This is a genomic window from Pseudocolwellia antarctica (assembly GCF_049933045.1).
Classification (GTDB): domain Bacteria; phylum Pseudomonadota; class Gammaproteobacteria; order Enterobacterales; family Alteromonadaceae; genus Pseudocolwellia.
Genome location: NZ_CP187926.1, coordinates 2,740,477 through 2,760,055 on the forward strand (window position 1 = coordinate 2,740,477; position 19,579 = coordinate 2,760,055).

The following is a 19,579-nucleotide window of genomic DNA, read 5'->3' on the forward strand; positions in this document are numbered from 1 at the left end:
AAAATTTGAACTGATTCTGTTTATTAGCTGTAATAAAAAATAGGTAGGCTAAGCTAAGAGCTTAAACCTACCTATAACCCTCACAAAATAAATACTTATGAATCCTTTATAGAGATTCTAAGTACTTAATAATGTCACTTTCGCTAACAACATCAGCATATTTAGCATTCATATCAAACAAATTGGCGTTATGTGGATCTTCATGACGATCGCCACACGCTTCAGCAACAACAGTAGGAATAAAGCCACTTGAAATAGCATCAACACAACTCGCTCTTACACAACCACTTGTTGTTAAGCCTGTAAGAATAACACTATCAACACCAGCCGCTGTTAAAGTAGAAGCTAAAGATGTTCCAAAAAACGCACTTGGATATTGCTTAGAAATAACAAGTTCATCTGCTGTAGGAGACAGTTCACCAGCCCATGCTCCCATTGGAGAACCTTCAACTAAGTGTTCTAAAGGTAAGATTTTTTCAAAAAACCTACCGCCATTAACACCTGACTTGTGATATACAACATTCGTATAAACCACCAAAACGCCAGCTTTTCGAGCCGCGTCAAGTACACGTATTGCAGACGCTAAAGCATCTTCAACATCAGCATATAATGGGCATGATTTATCATAATATGCTTCAACAAAATCAATAAGAATAAGCGCTGGTTTTTTACCGTAGCCTACTTTGTTGCCGTAAGCTGCTGCATAGTTTTGATCAATATCAGTATTAGTTGTCATTATTTATTTACCTTATCAACGTATTTAACAGAAAACTAAAGGCTACTTAGCCCATTTTTTCTCAAATTCCCAAACTTCTTCAAATCCAATTAATGAGCAAAACTCTTTAAAGTCGCCAATAGGAACCCCTTCAGGTACTGGGCTGCCTTGTTCTTTGAAACCAACAAGAGCTTGTTCTACTGCATGAATAGCCGCTAAACTTGTTAACGCTGGAGCAATAGCTAAAGCAAAACCAATGTCTTTCATCTCTTCAGCATCCATCATTGGTGTACAGCCACCATTAGCCATGTTTGCCATCATTGGACCATTAACCAAAGCACATGCACGACGCATTTCATCTTTGCTTTCTAGCGCTTCAACAAACAATACATCAGCACCCGCTTCTTGATACGCTTGAGCACGAGCAATAGCAGCATCAAAACCTTCTGCTTGACGTGAGTCGGTGCGAGCGATAATTAACATATCTGGGTCTGTGCGAGCATCAATAGCAACTTTGATTTTCTCAACCATATCTTCAAGAGGAATAACTTTACGGTTAGGTGTATGTCCACATTTTTTAGGGAATTCTTGATCTTCAATCTGAATCGCTGAAACGCCAGCTTCTTGATAGCTAAGTACAGTGTGATGTACGTTAAGTAATCCACCAAAACCAGTGTCAGCATCAGCAATAACCGCACTGTTACTTGTTTTTACTAAGGTAGCCATACGATCAACCATTTGCGTAACACTTACGATACCTGCATCAGGTAAACCATATGCTGAAGCTGTTGACCAGTATCCAGAACCATAAACAACATCAAAGCCAACTTTATTCGCTACGCTAGCAGTGATCATGTCTTGAATACCTGGAGCAAATATAAATTCACCCTTATTTAGTTTTTCACGAAGAATTGGATTGGCCATTTATTTTTCCTATTGTTTTAACAAATAAACTCTCGACCGTTTCAATACGACATATCACATTTAGTGCAAAACTAAGTGAGAACGATATGTTGCGTTCTGGGTAGCGAGGACATCTTCCAGAGACAAGTCTCAATATTTTTATACTAATAATAACCGCATGAAATTAAGGTAAAACATACGGTAAAACGTAAAATGGGACGACTTCCCTGTCTAAGATTGTAATGTTTATTGCATTCAAATTAACGTTACCTTTAAACCTAACTCATCCTGAGAAGAGGTTTTCTAAATAACAGCACTCTTAAATTCTATGATTTAAATGAATGCTTGAGGGAGTGTTATCATTTTTGAAGCAATTTAGATGGGATAAGTATCAACGATTAAAAAATATCAGCCATGACAATTATCAAAGACTATGCTGACTTTCAGATAGTATCTTCAGACATGTTTAACATTGATTAAAAGTAAATAAACACACTACATAACTTAACATTTATTTTCTTAACCAAAAGCTTAACTGCAGGCTTAAATATATGAGCAATAAGAAAATCATTAGCACAACTAGTGGCATAAGCTTCGAACAACAAGAAGGTCAAACTATACTTGATGCGAGTATAGAGGCAGCTTCTCCAATCAATCATAGTTGCCGATCAGGTCGCTGCGGTTTTTGCAAAGTAAAAGTGCTATCAGGTGAAACGTTAGCGTATCGCCAGGAAGAATTATCACCTCAAGAAATTAAAGATAACTACATACTTACCTGTGCAAGAACAGCCCAGTCGAATATAAAAATTGATGCGGGTAACTTAAGTAAAATTACACTGCCTAAAAGCCTTACTTTTCCTTGTGGTATTGCCGCACTTACTTTGCTATCGAACAATGTTTTAAAAGTGACTTTACGACTACCTTTAATTGTTAGATTAGATTATCTACCTGGGCAATATATTGATATCACAAGCCCTAATAATATTTGTCGAAGTTACTCTTTAGCAACAGCCAAAGTAAATGAACAAACCATAGAAATACATATACGTAAGATTGAAGAAGGCGTAATGAGTAACTACTGGTTTAATCAAGCAAAAGTTAATGATTTACTTACATTGCAAGGACCTAAAGGTACATTCTTTTTACGCGATGATATTGTACAACAAGATATATATTTTTTAGCTACAGGAACTGGAATAGCTCCTATTAATGCCTTATTAGAAACACTAGAATATTTACCTGAAAGTGAACTTCCTCATTCAATCACTGTGATTTGGGGTGGGAGAAAAGTAGAGGATTTTTATTTAGATTTAATCAAAAAGTTTTCAAACAGAGCTTTAAAGATAAACATTATTTATACCTTATCTGCTACTCCCTTAAATCAGCTTTCAACAACCACACTCACTCAGTATAAAGAGACTCCTTACACCCAAGGTTATGTTCAAAAAGTATTATTACGTTTACAACCAAACTTAGCTAAAAGCAGAGTTTATGCTTGTGGCTCAACGTTAATGATCAATGCTGCGCAAAAACTATTAATTGAAAAGGGTTTAGACGAAAAACACTTTTTAGCTGATGCATTTGTAAATTCCGCATCATAATCATTACCTTATTTAACCTGAACTCGGTTTAAGAGATATTTAACAAATTTAAAAATAAGTAATAATTTTTTAATTGACTCTCTGGCTTGATAGTTTTTCTTAATTCAAGGCAAATTTCGCGTCAATAGCAAGCCTATTGCAAGTAAATTTAACGCAGAAGTAAGAAAAAACAGATGTTAGAGAAACATTCGTTAAGCCGAGATCAGGTTATTTACATAAACATTTTTTAAGAATAATTAAAGTCAACTCCCCTTCAATTTCTTCAATATTCTTTATCAAGCTTTCAATAACTTTTTTATATTAACTTTCACATCAGTTAATTCAATTTGCTTCAAGTTATTGACAATTATCATAGTGCAGCCCCTCCGTTAGCTATAAGTTTAAGATATGTTGATATATCTACCATACAAAGTAAGCAACTAAATGTTGATACCTAAATGGAGCAAATAAAAATCAACAAACAAAAATAATAATAAATTTAGTTTTTTACCTGAAATACAAACATTGGGAATGCCATATGAAATATATTAACTCAAACGTTATTGTAAGTTGCTCTTTAGCTTTAGGTGTTACTGCAGGTGGAATCGTTCAAGCCGAAGAAGTTGAAAACGACCTTGCCATTGAAAAAATCACTGTTACAGCTCAGCGTAAAGCTGAAAGTATTCAAAGCACCCCCGTTTCTATTTCAGCGTTAAGCCCACAAGATATTGAAAGATTACAAATAGATAATACAAAAGATTTAAGTCAAGTTATGCCTAATGTCATGATTAAAGGTGTTAGCGGCGGTAGTGCAGGCATTACCCCTTTCATTCGAGGCGGTGGCGTAACTGATGGCGCTCTTATTACTTCTGAAGCTGAAGTAGGTATTTATATTGATGATGTGTATCAACCTCGCTCGGCATCATCATTTATTGAATCACTCGAACTAGAACGTATCGAAGTATTACGTGGTCCACAAGGTACCCTTTACGGTAGAAATAGTTCGGCTGGCGCTTTAAAAATTATCTCTCGTGTTCCTGATGAATTATTTAGGTTCAAAAACGAAATAGGTTTAGGTACTTGGGGTGAAGTTTATGACAAATTCAGTGTCAGTGGCGCCCTAAGTGATGATGAAAAGTTACGTGGTGGTATTACCGGTATGATACGTACACGTGATGGAGGTCGTCAATATAATGCAACATTAGATAAAGAGGTTGGCGCTGAAGATTATGCTGGCTTTCAGGGTGATTTATTTTATGAAGGAGATGACTACACAGCAAGGTGGAAATATTTTTATACCAAGTATGAAAGTGATGGACTGTACACTTCAGCATTAGACCCTTTTCAAATAGAAAACCCTTACAATCAAATACCTTTTACTTCAGGTGAATTTGATACTGTTTTATCGCCATTTGAATCATCAACTAATGATAAACAATATGGCACTAGCTTACATTTAACTAAAAACATTAATGACTCATTAAAACTTCTATCAATTACTTCATGGTCTAAATTACAAAATGATTGGGCAACAGGATTTGGCGGAGGAATTGACAATGCTCTTCTAGGAATACCTGTTGCAGGCTTTTCTGAGTTATTCTCTAGAGACTCAGTCAGTGATCAAACAAGCTTCACACAAGAACTCCAACTTCAAGGTACTGCCTGGAATAGCCGAGTAAATTATATTGCTGGATTGTATTATTTTAATGAATCAGGCGAGCAAATAATAAATTCAGCGGTATTCTTTGCCCCTTCCTTTAGTGACTTTGATGTTGATACAAAAAGTTATGCTGCATTCGGGCAAGCGACAATTAACGTAACTGATAAACTTGGTTTAACGCTAGGTGCTCGTTATACCATAGATGATAAAGAACTCGATGCCACATTAGAAACTAGCCCTGTGGTTCGTGATGATACCTTTAAACGATTTACTCCAAAAATCGCTTTAAATTATCAAGCTAACAAAGATTTACTCTTTTACACAAGTTACACCGAAGGTTTTAAAGCTGGCGGATACAACAGCTTAGCGTCTACTCCTGAAGCCTTAAACACACCCTTTGATATGCAAATTATGGATGCCTACGAAGCAGGGTTTAAAAGTGAATGGTGGAACAATCGCCTACGTATAAATGTTGCTGGTTTTTTCAATGAATATTCAAGGCTACAACAGCAGTCTGTTGATGAGTTTGGTTCATTTGTTACTGAAAATTATGATGCAGAACATAAAGGTATAGAGGTAGAACTTTATGTGCGCTTAAGCTCCAGTTTAAATTTATGGGCCAATGGTGTTTCTCAAGATGGTGAATACACAGGTGTTAATATTAACGGCGTTGAAACAACAAGTGGATTGGTTGGCAATAAAATGACCAATGTATTTGAATATCAATACGCTGCTGGCTTGGATTATACCAAGGATATTGGTAACGGAACTCTAATGTTAGGCACTAATATTAATCGCCGCGGCGACTACTTTTCTACTGCAGACAATTCCAGCACAGGACATATCGCACCAGTTACTTTAATCGACGCTTATGCTTCATATGCTGTTGACCGATGGAAACTAACACTCTCAGGTAAAAACTTAGGTAATGAGAAATACGCATTTACAGGCTTTGGATTTAGCTTAATTCAATCACGCTTCATGTCAGATCCTATGACATGGCGATTAAGCTTGTCATACGAATTATTTTAAGCATCTTTAACCTAATGGAATGGAAAAGTGAGTAAGTATGCAAAACAGCAACCATAAGAAAGATAAAAAGGCTTTGCGCATCAATATTTCGGCCGCTACACAGCAGTTTTTAGATCAATCACATCAATTATTAATTGATGGTGTATGGGTCGATAGCGAAGCCAGTGAAACTATTGAAACATGCGATCCAGCAAGAAACCATGTGCTTGCCAATGTTGCTATTGCTAGTTCAAACGATATTGACCAAGCGGTAAAAGCTGCACGCAAAGCATTAAAAGGTCCTTGGTCAAAGCTCACTCATTTTGAAAGAGCAAGATTAATTAATCGCTTAGCTAAACTTATTGAATTAAATACAGATTTATTAACAGAAATTGAAGTATTAGATGCTGGTATGTCTACCAATATTGCTCGCCTTACCGTAAGCAACATTGTAGAAATGCTTGAATATTATGCAGGGGCTGCTCAGCGTATTGAAGGTATTACAACCACATCACCTCGACATTTAACTGATTTATCAGAGGCTTTAACTTACACATTAAAAGAGCCTGTTGGAGTAGCGGGGTTAATTATCCCATGGAATGCACCTGCTATTTCAGCCATGTTAAAGCTGGCTCCAGCACTTGCAGCGGGCTGTACTGTCGTTTTAAAACCATCAGAAAAAGCACCTTTATCTAGTTTATTACTTGGTCAACTGTGTTTAGAAGCAGGTATTCCTGCTGGTGTTGTTAATGTTGTAAATGGTTTGGGTAAAGTTGCAGGTGTGGCACTTTCTACACACTCAGACGTTGATAAAGTTTCTTTTACGGGATCAACAGAAACAGGTAGAAAAATTATTCTCGCGGCAACAGGTAATCTTAAAAAATTGTCCTTAGAGCTAAGTGGAAAATCGCCCGTTATTGTTATGCCTGATGCTGATTTTGATGAAGTAGTGCCTGGTATCGTCAATGCTGCATTTTTTATGCAAGGACAAAACTCAATGGCGGGTTCTCGACTATTTATTCATGAATCGATACATGATGAATTGATGGATCGCGTTAAGTTTTATACCGAGCAATTAGTTATAGGTCACGGTATCGATCCTGCAACGGTAATAGGTCCAATAATTTCAGAACAACACTGTAAAAAAGTCATTAACTATATCAAAACAGGCATCAAAGAAGGCGCGACGCTGTTATCAGGTGGTAAACAACTTTCAGGACCAGGCTTATATATTCAACCAACAATCTTTACTGATTGCACACCTGAAATGACCATAGTGAGAGAAGAGATCTTCGGTCCGGTGATGACAGTACAAAAATTTTCAACACTCGATATCGACAAAATAGCTGAGCTTGCTAACAACACAGATTATGGTTTATCCGGCAGTGTTTGGACAAAAGATTTAGCGGCTGCGCATGCACTCGTTGCTCGTATTCGAGCTGGACAAGTATCTATTAATTGCCATAGAGCTATTGGTACAAATATTCCTTTTGGAGGCTATGGACAATCAGGTTGGGGTCGTGAATACGGCCAAGAAGGACTTAATGCCTACTTAGAGACTAAAGCTGTTACAGCTAAGTTATAGAAGAATTTAAGCTCGAACTAAACGCGACCTATAGTCATAGTTTACAAGAGCTCGTTATTTCAACATAAAACAGTTAATCAAAGCACCAACAACTGTTAAACAATAAGGTTAAAAGTCTATGAAATCTACTCAAGTTATCGTTGCTGGCGCTGGTCCAGTAGGAACCGTAACGGCATATCGCCTTGCGAGTATGGGTTTTGATGTAATTCTTTGTGAAGCTGGCGCTGATTGTGCTGTTGACTTACGTGCATCTACTTTTCATCCACCAACATTAGAAATGCTTGATGAACTGGGCATGGCAGACGAATTAATTGAACGCGGTTTAAAAGCACCTGTTTATCATTTTCGTGAACGTGAAAGTGGCGAAGTGGTTGAGTTCGATTTATCAGAACTTGAAGGCAAAGAAAAATTCCCGTTTCGCCTACAGTGTGAACAACACGTATTGTCGAGTATGGTTGCTAAGAAACTAGAAAATCATCCTAAAGCTGAAGTGCTTTTTAATCATAGAGTTGTTCATTTTGAACAAACAGACGACGGTGTTGAAGTTGCTCTTGAAGGTCCATTTTCGGTAGAAAAAATCAAAGCTAAATATCTAGTGGCTGCCGACGGCGGTAATTCAATTATTCGTAAATGGTTAGGTGTTGAATTTGAAGGTTTTACTTACCCAGAAAAATTCTTAACGTTATCAACCAAAGTAGAATTAAAAGACTACATAGACAACCTTGCTTATGTAAGTTACGTATCAGATCCAAAAGAGTGGATGGTATTACTTCGTGTGCCAAGTGTATGGCGAATTTTAGTGCCTGCAAGCGAAGACCAACCAGACGAGTTCTTACTTTCTGATGAAAAGAAAAATCAAGTATTCCGCGACTTAATTGGTCGAGAAGATGTAGAAACTGAACATCGAACAATTTATCGCGTACACCAACGTGTTGCTAAAAAGTTTAACCACGGTCGCGTTTGTTTAGTGGGAGATGCTTGTCATATGAATAATCCTTTAGGTGGTTTTGGTATGAACAGCGGTATTCATGATGGTTGGAATTTAGCAGACAAAATCAAGTTAAACCTGACTGAAGGTCATGATGATGCAAACTTTGAGTTATACGACGCTCAACGTCGCCCTGTAACACATAGTTTTATTCAAGCTCAAACCATGCAAAACAAAAGACTTTTAGAACACAGCCCTGAAGAAAATCATGCGATGCGTTTACAAGAAATGTACGACATCTGTAATGACGACGAACAACGTTTAGCTTTCCTTAGACGACAAGCAATGTTTACTAGTCTTGAACAAGCCAACAATATTAAATAGGAAAATACTATGAGAGACGCACTCGGATACAGAGCTAAATTTGGTGTACTAGGTCCATCAACAAATACCATTGTACAACCAGAATTTGATGAAATGCGCCCTGCTGGCGTAACAAATCACTACAGCCGCATCGTGATCGAAAACGCAAAAGCCGTATCAAACGAAAGCTTTATGGCTGGCACTAAAATGATTGATGAAGGTACTGAAGAAGCAGTAAGAGGTGTAATGACTTGTGCCCCTGACTACCTTGTTATGGGTATGTCTGCTGTTACCTTTTACGGTGGAGCTGAAGGCGCACAAGCTTGGAAAAATCGTATAGAATCAGTTGCAGGTATAGGAATATCTATGGGTTCTGAATCTGTAGCCGCTGCATTACAAGCGATTGGAGGTATCAAAAAAATCGCCTTCTTATCACCTTATTTCCCCGTTGCGAATACTGAAGTTAACAACTATTTCAGTGATCACGGTTACGAGACTGTTCGTGATATTCCTATGCAACGTCCTAGCTGGTTAGGTATAGCTGAAACGCCATTTTCATTAACGCGCGATACCGTTAAAAAGTTGGATAGTGATGATGTTGATGCGATTATTCAAGTAGGTACCAACCTTTCTATGGCAAGATTAGCGCCGAAATTAGAGCTTGAATTAGGTAAACCCGTTATTGCTATCAACACGGCAACTTACTGGCATGCACTTCGTACATTTGGCATAACCGACAAAGTTCAAGGCTTTGGTCGTTTGTTAGAGGAGTTTTAAGATGGAATATGATTACGTACCGATTAGTGAACGTGGACAATTAAAATGGCCTGACGGTAAAAAGGTCGCTTTAGTGTTAACTTTTAATTTAGAAACGTGGGATCTCATTAAAGAAACTGATGCGCCTTATTATGCAGGTGGCCCAGCAATATTACCTGATACGTTACCAGGCAACATTCCTGATTACCCAAACTTTAGCTGGCGTGAATACGGACAACGTGTCGGTATTTGGCGTTTATACGACTTATTTGATGAATTAGGCGTTAAAGCAAGTTGTACCACTAATGCCGTAACATTTGAACGCCGTAACCCTATGGTTAAAGCTTGTTTAGATCGCGGTTGGGAACTTATCACTCATAACTATGAACAAGGCGAGTTATTAACAAACTTTGCTCATGAACCAGAAAAAGAACAAGAAGTTATTTCTCGTTCTATTGATATGTACGAAAGCTATGTGGGTAAGCGCCCTATCGGTTGGTTATCGTCGTCTTTACGTGGCACGTTAAATACGCCGGCTATTTTAGCAAAAGAAGGCTATAAATTTTACTGTGACATTATGAATGACGATCAACCTTTCATGATCCGCACAGATAATGGCCCTATTGTTTCTGTTCCTTATTCAAATGAAATTAATGACTTCACCATTATTACTCGCCGTGGTCATACAACAGATGAGTACCGCGACATTTTAATTGAAGAATTAAACGTTCTTTATAAAGAAGGTGCTACGCAAGCGCGCATTATGAATGTTGGCTTACACCCACACGTTACGGGCAGAGCTTATCGCATTCGTGCTATTCGTGAATTTATTGAATATGCAAAAACGCTACCTGATGTTTGGTGGGCAACACGTGAAGAAATTGCTGATTGGTATTTAGAGCAGCAAGAAACTCATATTCCTGGTCAATTAAAAGACTAGCCGACAATTAAGGAGCCAATTATGACTGATGTGATACTCAACGATGGTGTTACCCCTGAAGCGGAAACACAAGCAGTACGTGACTTACTTGCCACAACTCCCGATAAACAGTTATTTATTAACGGGGAATACCGCGCACCTAGAAGCGGACAATATCTTGAAACACACGATCCTGCTACAGGTAAAGTGATTGCTAGAATTGCTAATGCCTCTGAAGCCGATGTTAATGATGCAGTGTCTTGTGCGCAAGCCGCTTTAAAAGGCCCTTGGTCTAAAATAACGCCAATGGAACGTGCAGGCATTTTAAATAAGGTTGCCGATTTAATTGAAGCGAATATTGACGAGTTATGTGAACTTGAAATATTAGATCAAGGTAAGCCTTGGTATGTTGCACGTTGGGCAGAAATTCCAGCCGCAGCAAATCAATTTCGTTATTTCGCTGGTCAAGCGATGAATATTGAAGGTCAGATCCTCAATACTTCTATCAATTACCAACCAGAAGGTCGCGATGTTCAAGCGTGGACGGTACGTGAACCTGTTGGTGTTGTAGCAGCTATTACTCCTTGGAATTCACCACTTGTTTTAACAGCAATGAAATTAGCCCCAGCATTAGCTGCAGGTTGTACTGTTGTACATAAACCAGCAGAGCTAACCTCATTAAGTGCTTTACGTTTAGCTGAACTTATCCATGAAGCTGGCGTACCTGAAGGTGTTATTAACGTTATTACAGGTGAAGGCGCTAAAACTGGCTCTTGTTTAGCTAATCATATGGGCGTAAGTAAAGTCGCATTTACGGGTTCAACGAGTACAGGTCGTGCAATCGTTGATGCAAGTAAATCAAACCTTAAGCGCATTACATTAGAACTAGGCGGTAAGTCTCCCGCTATTGTTTTACCTGACGCAAACCTTGATTTAGCCATACCAGGCATAGCTAACGGTATATTTTTTAATAGCGGACAAGTGTGTGTTGCTAACTCGCGTACCTATATTCATCGTTCTATCTTCGATCAAGTATTAGAAGGTATTGCAGAATATGGCGCAGGTTTACAGTTGGGTCATGGTTTAAATCGTGAAACTCAAATGGGTCCCGTTGTATCTGTAGATCAAGCTGAAAAGATTGAAAGCTACATTAAAACAGCTGAAAATGAAGGCGCTACTATTGTTACTGGCGGTCAACGCTTAGGAAGTAATGGTACTTTTATTCAACCTACCGTAGTTACTGGTACACAGCTAAATAGTGCCATTCATTGTGAAGAAGTATTTGGCCCCGTTATTGTTGCTGAATCTTATGACGATATAAATGATGCGATAGAGTGGAGTAACAACAGTGAATTTGGTTTGGCTTCAAGTATTTGGACTCAAGACTTTACTCACGCTCAGCGACTATCTCGTCAAATCCAAGCAGGTACAGTATGGATTAATAGCCATTCTATGTTTGATGCTTCAATGCCTATTGGTGGTATTAAACAGTCAGGTTACGGTCGTGATAGCGGTAAATTAGCTTTAGATAATTACCTTGATTGGAAAACTATTTGTGCCGTTGTATAGCTTTACTAAATAACTTCTACTTATTGAAGAATAGTTAGTACAAAATGATTAATCTCCCCGATTAAAATGCAGTTTGAAAGCGATTTCAAACTGCATTTTCATTTAAGCTTAATATTATTCATTAGACTTTATTTACGATTTCCAATACATTAATTTTAATCGCCTTAGCAAGCATCATCCAGATCAAATTCAATAACAAAAAGGGTTTCTAATCAATGTCGTTAAATATCCCTTACCAAAGCGTAAACTTTGAAAATGATTGTTTATTATTTCATGATTTAACTCAAAATAACCGAGAGCAGTTACTACAAATATCTCGTCTTAAAACATTGTCGAAGCAACAATATCTAGTCATGCAAACCACACCTGCTGACAAGCTATTTAATATTGTGTCTGGCGTCGCGACAGTAGAAAAGATCTCAAGTAACGGACGCAGACAAGTTATATCCTTTTTGTTTCCAGGTGACTTTGTTGGTCTTTCTCACTCAGATACCTACGAATATAATATAAAAAGCTTAAGTGATTTAACGGTTTATGAATTTAAACGTAAAGATTTATCATCTCTGTCTGAAGAAATCCCTAGGTTAAAAACGAATTTGAAAAACATAGATTCTTTGGTGTTATCTATCGCATTAGAGCAAGTCTATTTACTCGGACAATTAAAAGCCTACGAACGAATATGCTTTCTCCTCAGCCAGTTATTAAAACGTATTCCTGATGCCAGCCCAGAGAAAATAGAACTGCCGATGTCACGCAATGATATCGCAGATTATTTAGGTCTTACCGTTGAAACGGTGAGTCGTTCTATAAGCCAATTAAAGCGAGATGGCGTTATTTCTACTCTAACACCAAACTCTATATGTATTTTGAAGTTAGATACCATAGAAGAGCTTGCAGCTACTGATTAATCAGCTTAGAAAATGATTCACCTCTGTTCAATTAAAATAAAACTTATCTTAAACTCCCCTACTCATTATTTGGCTATTCTCTAATTGATTTTCTAATGATTTACAAAAGTCAGGAAAAAAAAATCACACGCTAAGGTGTGATTTTGTTGAATGATGAAGCTTAATATTTAAAGTCCGACCTATCTAAAGTTCACTCTATCTACTACTTCATTCGATTTAAAGTTCTAGCAACTAAACTTCTATTTTCTTGAACAACCAAGGCTCTCTTTCTTCAAGTAAATCTTCAAAGTTATGAATAGCATCAGAATGAGCAAGAGTTAAGGCGATATCATCTTTACCTTGTAATAGGTTTTGACGACGCCCTTCATCCATAGTGAACGAGGCAATTTTTTCATTACCTAAATGCACTTCACACTTTTCTAGATCAATACTTAATACCAAGTCACCTGCAGCTTTACAACGTTCAAATAAATCGTCAACTATAGCTTCAGGTAAGGTAATAGGTAAAATGCCATTTTTATTACAATTGTTATAAAAAATATCTGCAAAGCTTGGCGCGATTAACGCACGAATACCGTAATCTCTAAACGCCCATGCCGCATGTTCACGACTTGATCCACAACCAAAGTTATCACGCGCTAACAAGATGCTAGCACCTTGGTATTCTGGTTTATTAAGAATAAAGTCAGGGTTAATTCTACGGGTTTTAATATCTGTTGTTACAGACCCTTCATCAAAGTAACGAAAGTCATCAAATAACCAATCGCCGTAACCAAACTTGCTGATAGATTTAAGGTATTGTTTAGGCAAGATAGCATCGGTATCAACGTTATTACGATCAAATGGCAACACTTTACCTGTATGAGATGTAAAAGCTTGCATAATTAAATACCTCCTTTGGTAATATCAACAAAATGACCAGCGATTGCCGCTGCAGCTGCCATTGCAGGACTCACTAAATGGGTTCTGCCTCCACTGCCTTGACGACCTTCAAAGTTACGGTTTGACGTTGATGCACAATGCTCTTTCGCCATTAATCTATCAGCATTCATGGCTAAACACATTGAACAACCTGGTTCACGCCATTCAAAACCAGCTTCTAAAATAATTTTATCTAAACCTTCTTTTTCGGCTTGCTGTTTAACTAAGCCTGAGCCAGGTACAACCATGGCTTGGGTTATACTTTTAGCTACTTTTTTGCCATTAACCACTTTAGCGACAGCACGAATATCTTCAATACGTGAATTAGTACAAGAACCAATGAATATACGATCTAAATAGATATCGCTTATAGCTTGTCCTGCTTTTAAGCCCATGTAATTAAGAGCGTTTTGGTAATCGATTGCTTTTGAGCCAAAGTCTTTAGGGTCTGGTACACACGTATCAACAGCAGTAACCATTTCAGGAGAAGTACCCCAACTTACTTGTGGCTTTACATCTACAGCGTTAAAACGGTATTCAATATCAAATATAGCGCCTTCATCACTGTGTAAGTCTTTCCAGATAGATGTTGCTTGCTGCCATTCATCACCTTTTGGTGCATAAGGTCGACCTTCAATATAGTCTTCAGTAACTTGATCGTAAGCTACTAAACCTGCTCGTGCGCCAGCCTCTATCGCCATATTACAAAGGCTCATACGACCTTCCATAGTTAGACCACGAACTGCACTACCTGCAAATTCAATGGTAAAACCTGTTCCGCCAGCCGTACCAATTTGACCAATTACGTATAAAACAACATCTTTGGCTGTAACACCAAAAGACAGCTCGCCATTCACTTCAATTAACAAGTTTTTTGCTTTACGTTGTAATAAACATTGAGTCGCTAAAACATGCTCAACTTCCGACGTACCTATACCTACACCTAGCGCAGCAAAAGCACCATGTGTTGCTGTGTGAGAATCGCCACAAACAACGGTAGTACCTGGTAATGTTAAGCCTTGCTCAGGTGCAATAACGTGAACAATACCTTGTCGAATATCGGTTAATGGAAATTGAGGAACATCAAAATCAATACAGTTATCATCTAAGGTTTTAACTTGTATGCGTGAAGTTTCATCTTCAATACCAGCAATACCAGCAGCTCTGTTGGTTGTTGGTACGTTATGATCTGGGGTAGCTATTATCGAGCTTAATCGCCATGGTCTACGTTTTTCTACGCGCAAACCTTCGAAAGCTTGTGCTGATGAAACTTCGTGAACAATGTGACGATCGATATAGATTAAAGACATTCCGTCGTCATAAGTTTTTACGCAACGACGTTCCCAAAGTTTGTCGTATAAAGTTTTTGCTGAACTCATGTTTCTCTCTCCAAACACCGTTAAATGAAAAAACGGGCTAGGTTAATTTAGTTTTTATATAGGTATTTTATGATATCGCCAGCAAATGCTGGCGATATCTAGGCAATCAATAACTTAGGTGATCAGAAGATTTTCTGACTAAGCACTTGGCTTTTTACTTTTTCTGAAAAGAAGGTGTGATTGGTGGTTCAAGACCCGTTTCTTCTAAACAACGCGCTTTTATTTCTTCAATCGTACCGCCGTGGTTAAATAAAGGTATTTCACCACGTTCACTGATCAACTTACTACGAAGTTCAGTTGTAGCTACTTCATCAACAGCACCATTTACGACCACTACTCCGTAAGCTTTAGCACCTTCAACGGTAGCTAAATTGCGATTTATATCGTCTAGTACCAGTTGAGGTTCACGCTCGTATGGGTCGCCCCAACCACCGCCACCCCAAGTATTGAAGTATAATAAGTCGCCGGCTTTAACTTTGATGTTTTCACATTTAGACGGTAACCATTCTTCACTTCCATCAGCACGCACCATACGTTTATTTGAACGCATACCTGGATCACCACCGTTAACACCCCAAGGATGAACTAACCAACGATCATCATGAATCGCAATTTGACCATCACATAGAAAACGGTATGCAACGCTTAAGCCGTTACCACCACGATGTAAACCAGCACCACCTGAGTCAGGAATAGTTTCATAGTTTTCAATACGCATAGGGAAGTAGGTTTCAATAAACTCATTCGGTACGTTAGTAAAGCCTGGCCATAGTGAATGACCATCGGGGCCATCGCCTACTGGACGACCTGGAATACCACCAAAACCAATTTGGAATAACTGGAACCATTCGTTATTGTCGTCATAACCTGAATAGAATAAATGAGGCGAATCAGAGAATCCCGCAGCATTTAACATTTCTTTTGGTGCCCCCATACCTAATAAAGCGCCTAGAATATCGAAGATACGACCTAGTGCGTGTGTACGACCCGATAATGCTGCTGGGTATTTAGGTTTAAGTAATGTGCCTTCAGGAATACGAACATCAACAAGATCATAAAAACCATCATTAAAGATAATTTGAGGATCTACAACGTTGATAGTGAAAGAGCCAAAGAACATTTTGAACATGTCTTCGTTCAGATAAAAGTTAACTGAACTTTGTGCTTGAGGATCTGTGCCTTCAAAGTCGAAAATAACCTTTTCGCCTTCACGCCACATTTTACAATTAATCTTGTAAGGTCCCATGCCCATGCCGTCATCACATAAGTAATCAGCAAATTCACGTGGCTCTTCAGGAATGAACATTTTGATGATTTGACCCATCGCCATTTTATTTCGTTCTAACATGATTTGCATGGTTGAATCGAATACGTCATCACTAAAACGCTCAGCAAGTTCGTTACAACGTAGTGCTGCTGTTTTACAAGCCGCAACTAATGCATTTAAATCAAAACGGTTCCACTGTGGTGTTCTTACGTTATGAAGAATAAGTTCTAATACTTCTTCTTGTAATACACCTTTTTTGTAAAGTTTAACCGGTGGAATTCTTACACCTTCTTGGAATATTGTGGTTGCTTCAATAGGCATTGAACCGGGTACCATACCGCCATTATCTGACATGTGACCAAACATAGCAGACCAAGCAATGTGACGACCATCTTTAAAAACAGGGACTAATACTAGCCAATCATTAAGATGCGAAACAGCAGCATTACACATATACGGATCATTCGTTAAAATGATATCGCCTTCTTCTAAAGTGCCGTCATAAGCGTCGGTGAAGCCATTAATAAAAGACCCCATTTGACCAACAACCATTTTACCTTCGCGGTTAGCGATAAGTGGAAAACAATCACCTTGTTCACGAATACCTGGAGACATAGCAGTACGGAATAAAACCGCATCCATTTCTTCACGTGCATTACGTAATGCATTTTCAATAATATCTACCGTTACACCATCTACATCAACACGTTGTAGTCGGATTGGGTTAGTTTCTATAATCTGAGCAGTCATTTTTATATCCCCACTTATTTCACTGGATTGATTAACAGATTGCCAACCGCGTCAATATTCGCCTGATAACCAGGTAATATAACGGTAGTCGAGTCCATTTCACTCACAATAGCAGGACCTGCTACCACCAGTTTTTGGTGCAATTTGCTGCGGTCATATAGAGCACCATCATGCCACTGACCTTCGTAGAAGAAACGTGTATCTTGAATTTTACAATCTTCTAATGTGAACTTTTCTTCACCTTGTAACCGTTCAGCTATCTCACCAGAAACAGCTTTAACTACAGCTCTGATCATTAATATTTCATGGCCGTCGTCTAGCTTAAAGGTGAATAGTTTTTCATGTTCGTCATCAAAGTGACCCGTTAATAAAGCGAGACCTTCGTTTTTCAGATCTTGCTCAGTAAAGTCAACGCTGATTTCAAATGCTTGACCTGCATAACGTAAATCAGCTTGGAACGTTACTTCTAAATCAGCTTCAGGAATACCATCAGCAATAAGTGATTCTGCAGCACGGCTTCTTAATTCAGCTAAATCGTTAAGTAGAACATCTGCTGTAGTTTTTTGAGCTAGAGTAAGATAAGTACGTGTAGCTTCATCTTGAACTTGAGTTGTTGCATCACCGTAAGCACAAAGTACACCTGGACCTGGCGGTACAATCACTGGCCATGCGTCGGTTAAAATACCTAATGCATTAGCATGTAATGGACCCGCGCCACCAAAACCAACAAGTGCAAAATCGCGAGGATCGTAACCTTGTTCAACGGAGACTAAACGTAACGCACCAAACATGGCTTCGTTAGCAATTTTGATAATACCTTCAGCAGCTTCCATGGTATCTATGCCCATAGCATCAGCCACTTTTTTCACTGCTGTAACAGCAGCTTCACGATCTATCGCCATCGCTCCACCCAATTGGGCATCAGATGGTAAGTAACCTAATACAACGTTAGCGTCACATACTGTTGGCTCTGTTCCGCCTTTCATGTAAGCAGCGGGGCCTGGTACAGCACCCGCAGATTCTGGACCTACTCGTAATGCTTTAGTCAGTTCAGGTACAAAAGCGATTGAACCACCGCCTGCACCTACTGTACGAACATCTACTGAAGGCGCACGTACACGTACATCACCAACTATAGTTTCGCGACGCACTTTAGCTTTAGAGTTTTGAATTAAGGCAACATCGGTAGACGTACCACCCATGTCGAACGTAAGAATATTGTCGTAACCTGCACGGCTACAGAAATATATAGCACCCGCTACACCACCTGCAGGACCTGACATTAATAAGTTAACTGGAGAATCACCTGACGCACGACCTGACGCTAAACCGCCATCAGAACGAAGTATAGATAATTGAACATCATCACCCATACGTGCTTTAAGTGCTTGTTGAAGGTTAGTAACATACTTAGCTACTTCTGGACGAACATACGAATTAACTACGGTAGTTTCTGTACGTTCGTATTCCTGCATTTCAGGAACAACTTCGCTTGAGATTGAGATTGGCATATCGCCAAAGATTTCTTGGGCAATCGCTTTAGCACGTTTTTCATGCTTATCGCTTAAGTAAGAATTAATGAAACAAATGGTGAGAGCTTCCACTTCACCTTTATCTGCAAGCTTTTGCATATCAACACGTAAAGTCGCTTCATTTAAATCTCTTACAACATTACCTTTAGCATCAATACGTTCATCAGCACCAATTGTAAGCTCTAAGCTTGCGAGTAAAGGTTTTTTAACAAAACTTACCCAACCACCTAAACCACCAGGACAGAAAGAACGAGCCACTTGTAATGTTTGTTCATAACCTTTAGTGGTTACTAGACCTACTTTAGCGCCCTTACCTGTTAAAACAGCATTAGTTGCTACCGTTGTTCCATGCATTACACGTTTAATGTCGGTAGGCGTTACACCTGATTCGTCACAAATTCGTGCAATACCATTTAATACACCTACTGATGAGTCGTGTGGTGTAGAAGGCACTTTAGCAGTGTAAGTTTGGCCAGTTTGTTCATTGATGAGTAGCAAATCGGTAAAAGTGCCCCCAACGTCAACGCCTAAACGATAACTCATAATTCTTTTCCCCTCAATTTTAGCAAATCCAGGTAATACTTAATTAGATAACTAGCAGGCTATTAAGGATTTAGTTCAAGTATAGAACACCATCAGCTTGTCAGTAATGAAAAGGGGCTTAGTACACCACCTCATATTGCTACCCTCAATGTTAAAACAGTGAGTTAGTCTTGAATTCATCATAGCTAGGCACTTGTTATACGCCATGATAAATGTCAACTGCGTGGTTATTACTTATTTTGGGGAAATTCTATTTTTAATTTATGACAATTATCAATGATCTCGGCTCT

The 19,579-nt window shown here is 38.6% G+C and carries 14 protein-coding genes; 8 read left to right on the top strand and 6 right to left on the bottom strand.

The window, feature by feature from the left end; all coding sequences use genetic code 11:
* Positions 1–106: 106 nt before the first annotated feature.
* A complete protein-coding gene (locus ACPUVN_RS11865; protein WP_426360120.1) occupies positions 107–736 on the bottom strand; it encodes an isochorismatase family protein in 630 nt (209 codons plus the stop codon).
* A gap of 42 nt (positions 737–778) precedes the next feature.
* On the bottom strand, positions 779–1,639 hold the full coding sequence (locus ACPUVN_RS11870) for an isocitrate lyase/PEP mutase family protein (protein WP_426360119.1): 861 nt from the start codon (positions 1,637–1,639) through the stop codon (positions 779–781).
* A 530-nt stretch (positions 1,640–2,169) separates the two neighbouring features.
* Between ACPUVN_RS11870 and ACPUVN_RS11875 the strand changes: the two genes are divergently transcribed.
* The 8 genes from ACPUVN_RS11875 (at position 2,170) to ACPUVN_RS11910 (ending at position 12,897) form a co-directional block, all read left to right on the top strand.
* Positions 2,170–3,219 (top strand): FAD-binding oxidoreductase, encoded by a 1,050-nt coding sequence (locus tag ACPUVN_RS11875; protein ID WP_426369158.1) that lies wholly within the window; start codon positions 2,170–2,172, stop codon positions 3,217–3,219.
* Between the two features lie 517 nt (positions 3,220–3,736).
* Positions 3,737–5,890 (top strand): TonB-dependent receptor, encoded by a 2,154-nt coding sequence (locus ACPUVN_RS11880; protein ID WP_426369159.1) that lies wholly within the window; start codon positions 3,737–3,739, stop codon positions 5,888–5,890.
* Between the two features lie 37 nt (positions 5,891–5,927).
* Positions 5,928–7,454: an aldehyde dehydrogenase family protein gene (locus tag ACPUVN_RS11885; RefSeq protein ID WP_426369160.1), complete on the top strand. Its 1,527-nt coding sequence runs from the start codon at positions 5,928–5,930 to the stop codon at positions 7,452–7,454.
* Positions 7,455–7,572: 118 nt separating this feature from the next.
* Positions 7,573–8,766 carry an FAD-dependent oxidoreductase gene (locus ACPUVN_RS11890; RefSeq protein ID WP_426360115.1) on the top strand — a complete coding sequence of 398 codons (1,194 nt, stop codon included), beginning with the start codon at positions 7,573–7,575 and terminating at the stop codon, positions 8,764–8,766.
* Between the two features lie 9 nt (positions 8,767–8,775).
* Positions 8,776–9,522, top strand: a complete 747-nt coding sequence (locus ACPUVN_RS11895; RefSeq protein ID WP_426369161.1) for a maleate cis-trans isomerase family protein — start codon at positions 8,776–8,778, stop codon at positions 9,520–9,522.
* A 1-nt stretch (position 9,523) separates the two neighbouring features.
* Positions 9,524–10,441, top strand: a complete 918-nt coding sequence (locus ACPUVN_RS11900) for a hypothetical protein (RefSeq protein ID WP_426360113.1) — start codon at positions 9,524–9,526, stop codon at positions 10,439–10,441.
* 21 nt (positions 10,442–10,462) lie between these two features.
* Positions 10,463–11,989, top strand: a complete 1,527-nt coding sequence (locus tag ACPUVN_RS11905; RefSeq protein ID WP_426369162.1) for an aldehyde dehydrogenase family protein — start codon at positions 10,463–10,465, stop codon at positions 11,987–11,989.
* A 215-nt stretch (positions 11,990–12,204) separates the two neighbouring features.
* The gene (locus ACPUVN_RS11910) at positions 12,205–12,897 is read left to right on the top strand and encodes a Crp/Fnr family transcriptional regulator (RefSeq protein ID WP_426369163.1); all 693 of its coding nucleotides are present in this window, start codon (positions 12,205–12,207) and stop codon (positions 12,895–12,897) included.
* Between the two features lie 231 nt (positions 12,898–13,128).
* On the opposite strand, the gene leuD is transcribed toward ACPUVN_RS11910, so the two are convergent.
* The 4 genes from leuD to ACPUVN_RS11930 form a co-directional block, all read right to left on the bottom strand.
* Positions 13,129–13,779 carry a 3-isopropylmalate dehydratase small subunit gene (leuD, locus tag ACPUVN_RS11915; RefSeq protein WP_426369164.1) on the bottom strand — a complete coding sequence of 217 codons (651 nt, stop codon included), beginning with the start codon at positions 13,777–13,779 and terminating at the stop codon, positions 13,129–13,131.
* 2 nt (positions 13,780–13,781) lie between these two features.
* On the bottom strand, positions 13,782–15,197 hold the full coding sequence (gene leuC / locus ACPUVN_RS11920; RefSeq protein WP_426360108.1) for a 3-isopropylmalate dehydratase large subunit: 1,416 nt from the start codon (positions 15,195–15,197) through the stop codon (positions 13,782–13,784).
* A gap of 154 nt (positions 15,198–15,351) precedes the next feature.
* A complete protein-coding gene (locus ACPUVN_RS11925) occupies positions 15,352–17,214 on the bottom strand; it encodes a hydantoinase B/oxoprolinase family protein (RefSeq protein ID WP_426360107.1) in 1,863 nt (620 codons plus the stop codon).
* Positions 17,215–17,228: 14 nt separating this feature from the next.
* The gene (locus ACPUVN_RS11930; RefSeq protein ID WP_426360105.1) at positions 17,229–19,289 is read right to left on the bottom strand and encodes a hydantoinase/oxoprolinase family protein; all 2,061 of its coding nucleotides are present in this window, start codon (positions 19,287–19,289) and stop codon (positions 17,229–17,231) included.
* Positions 19,290–19,579: the final 290 nt, after the last annotated feature.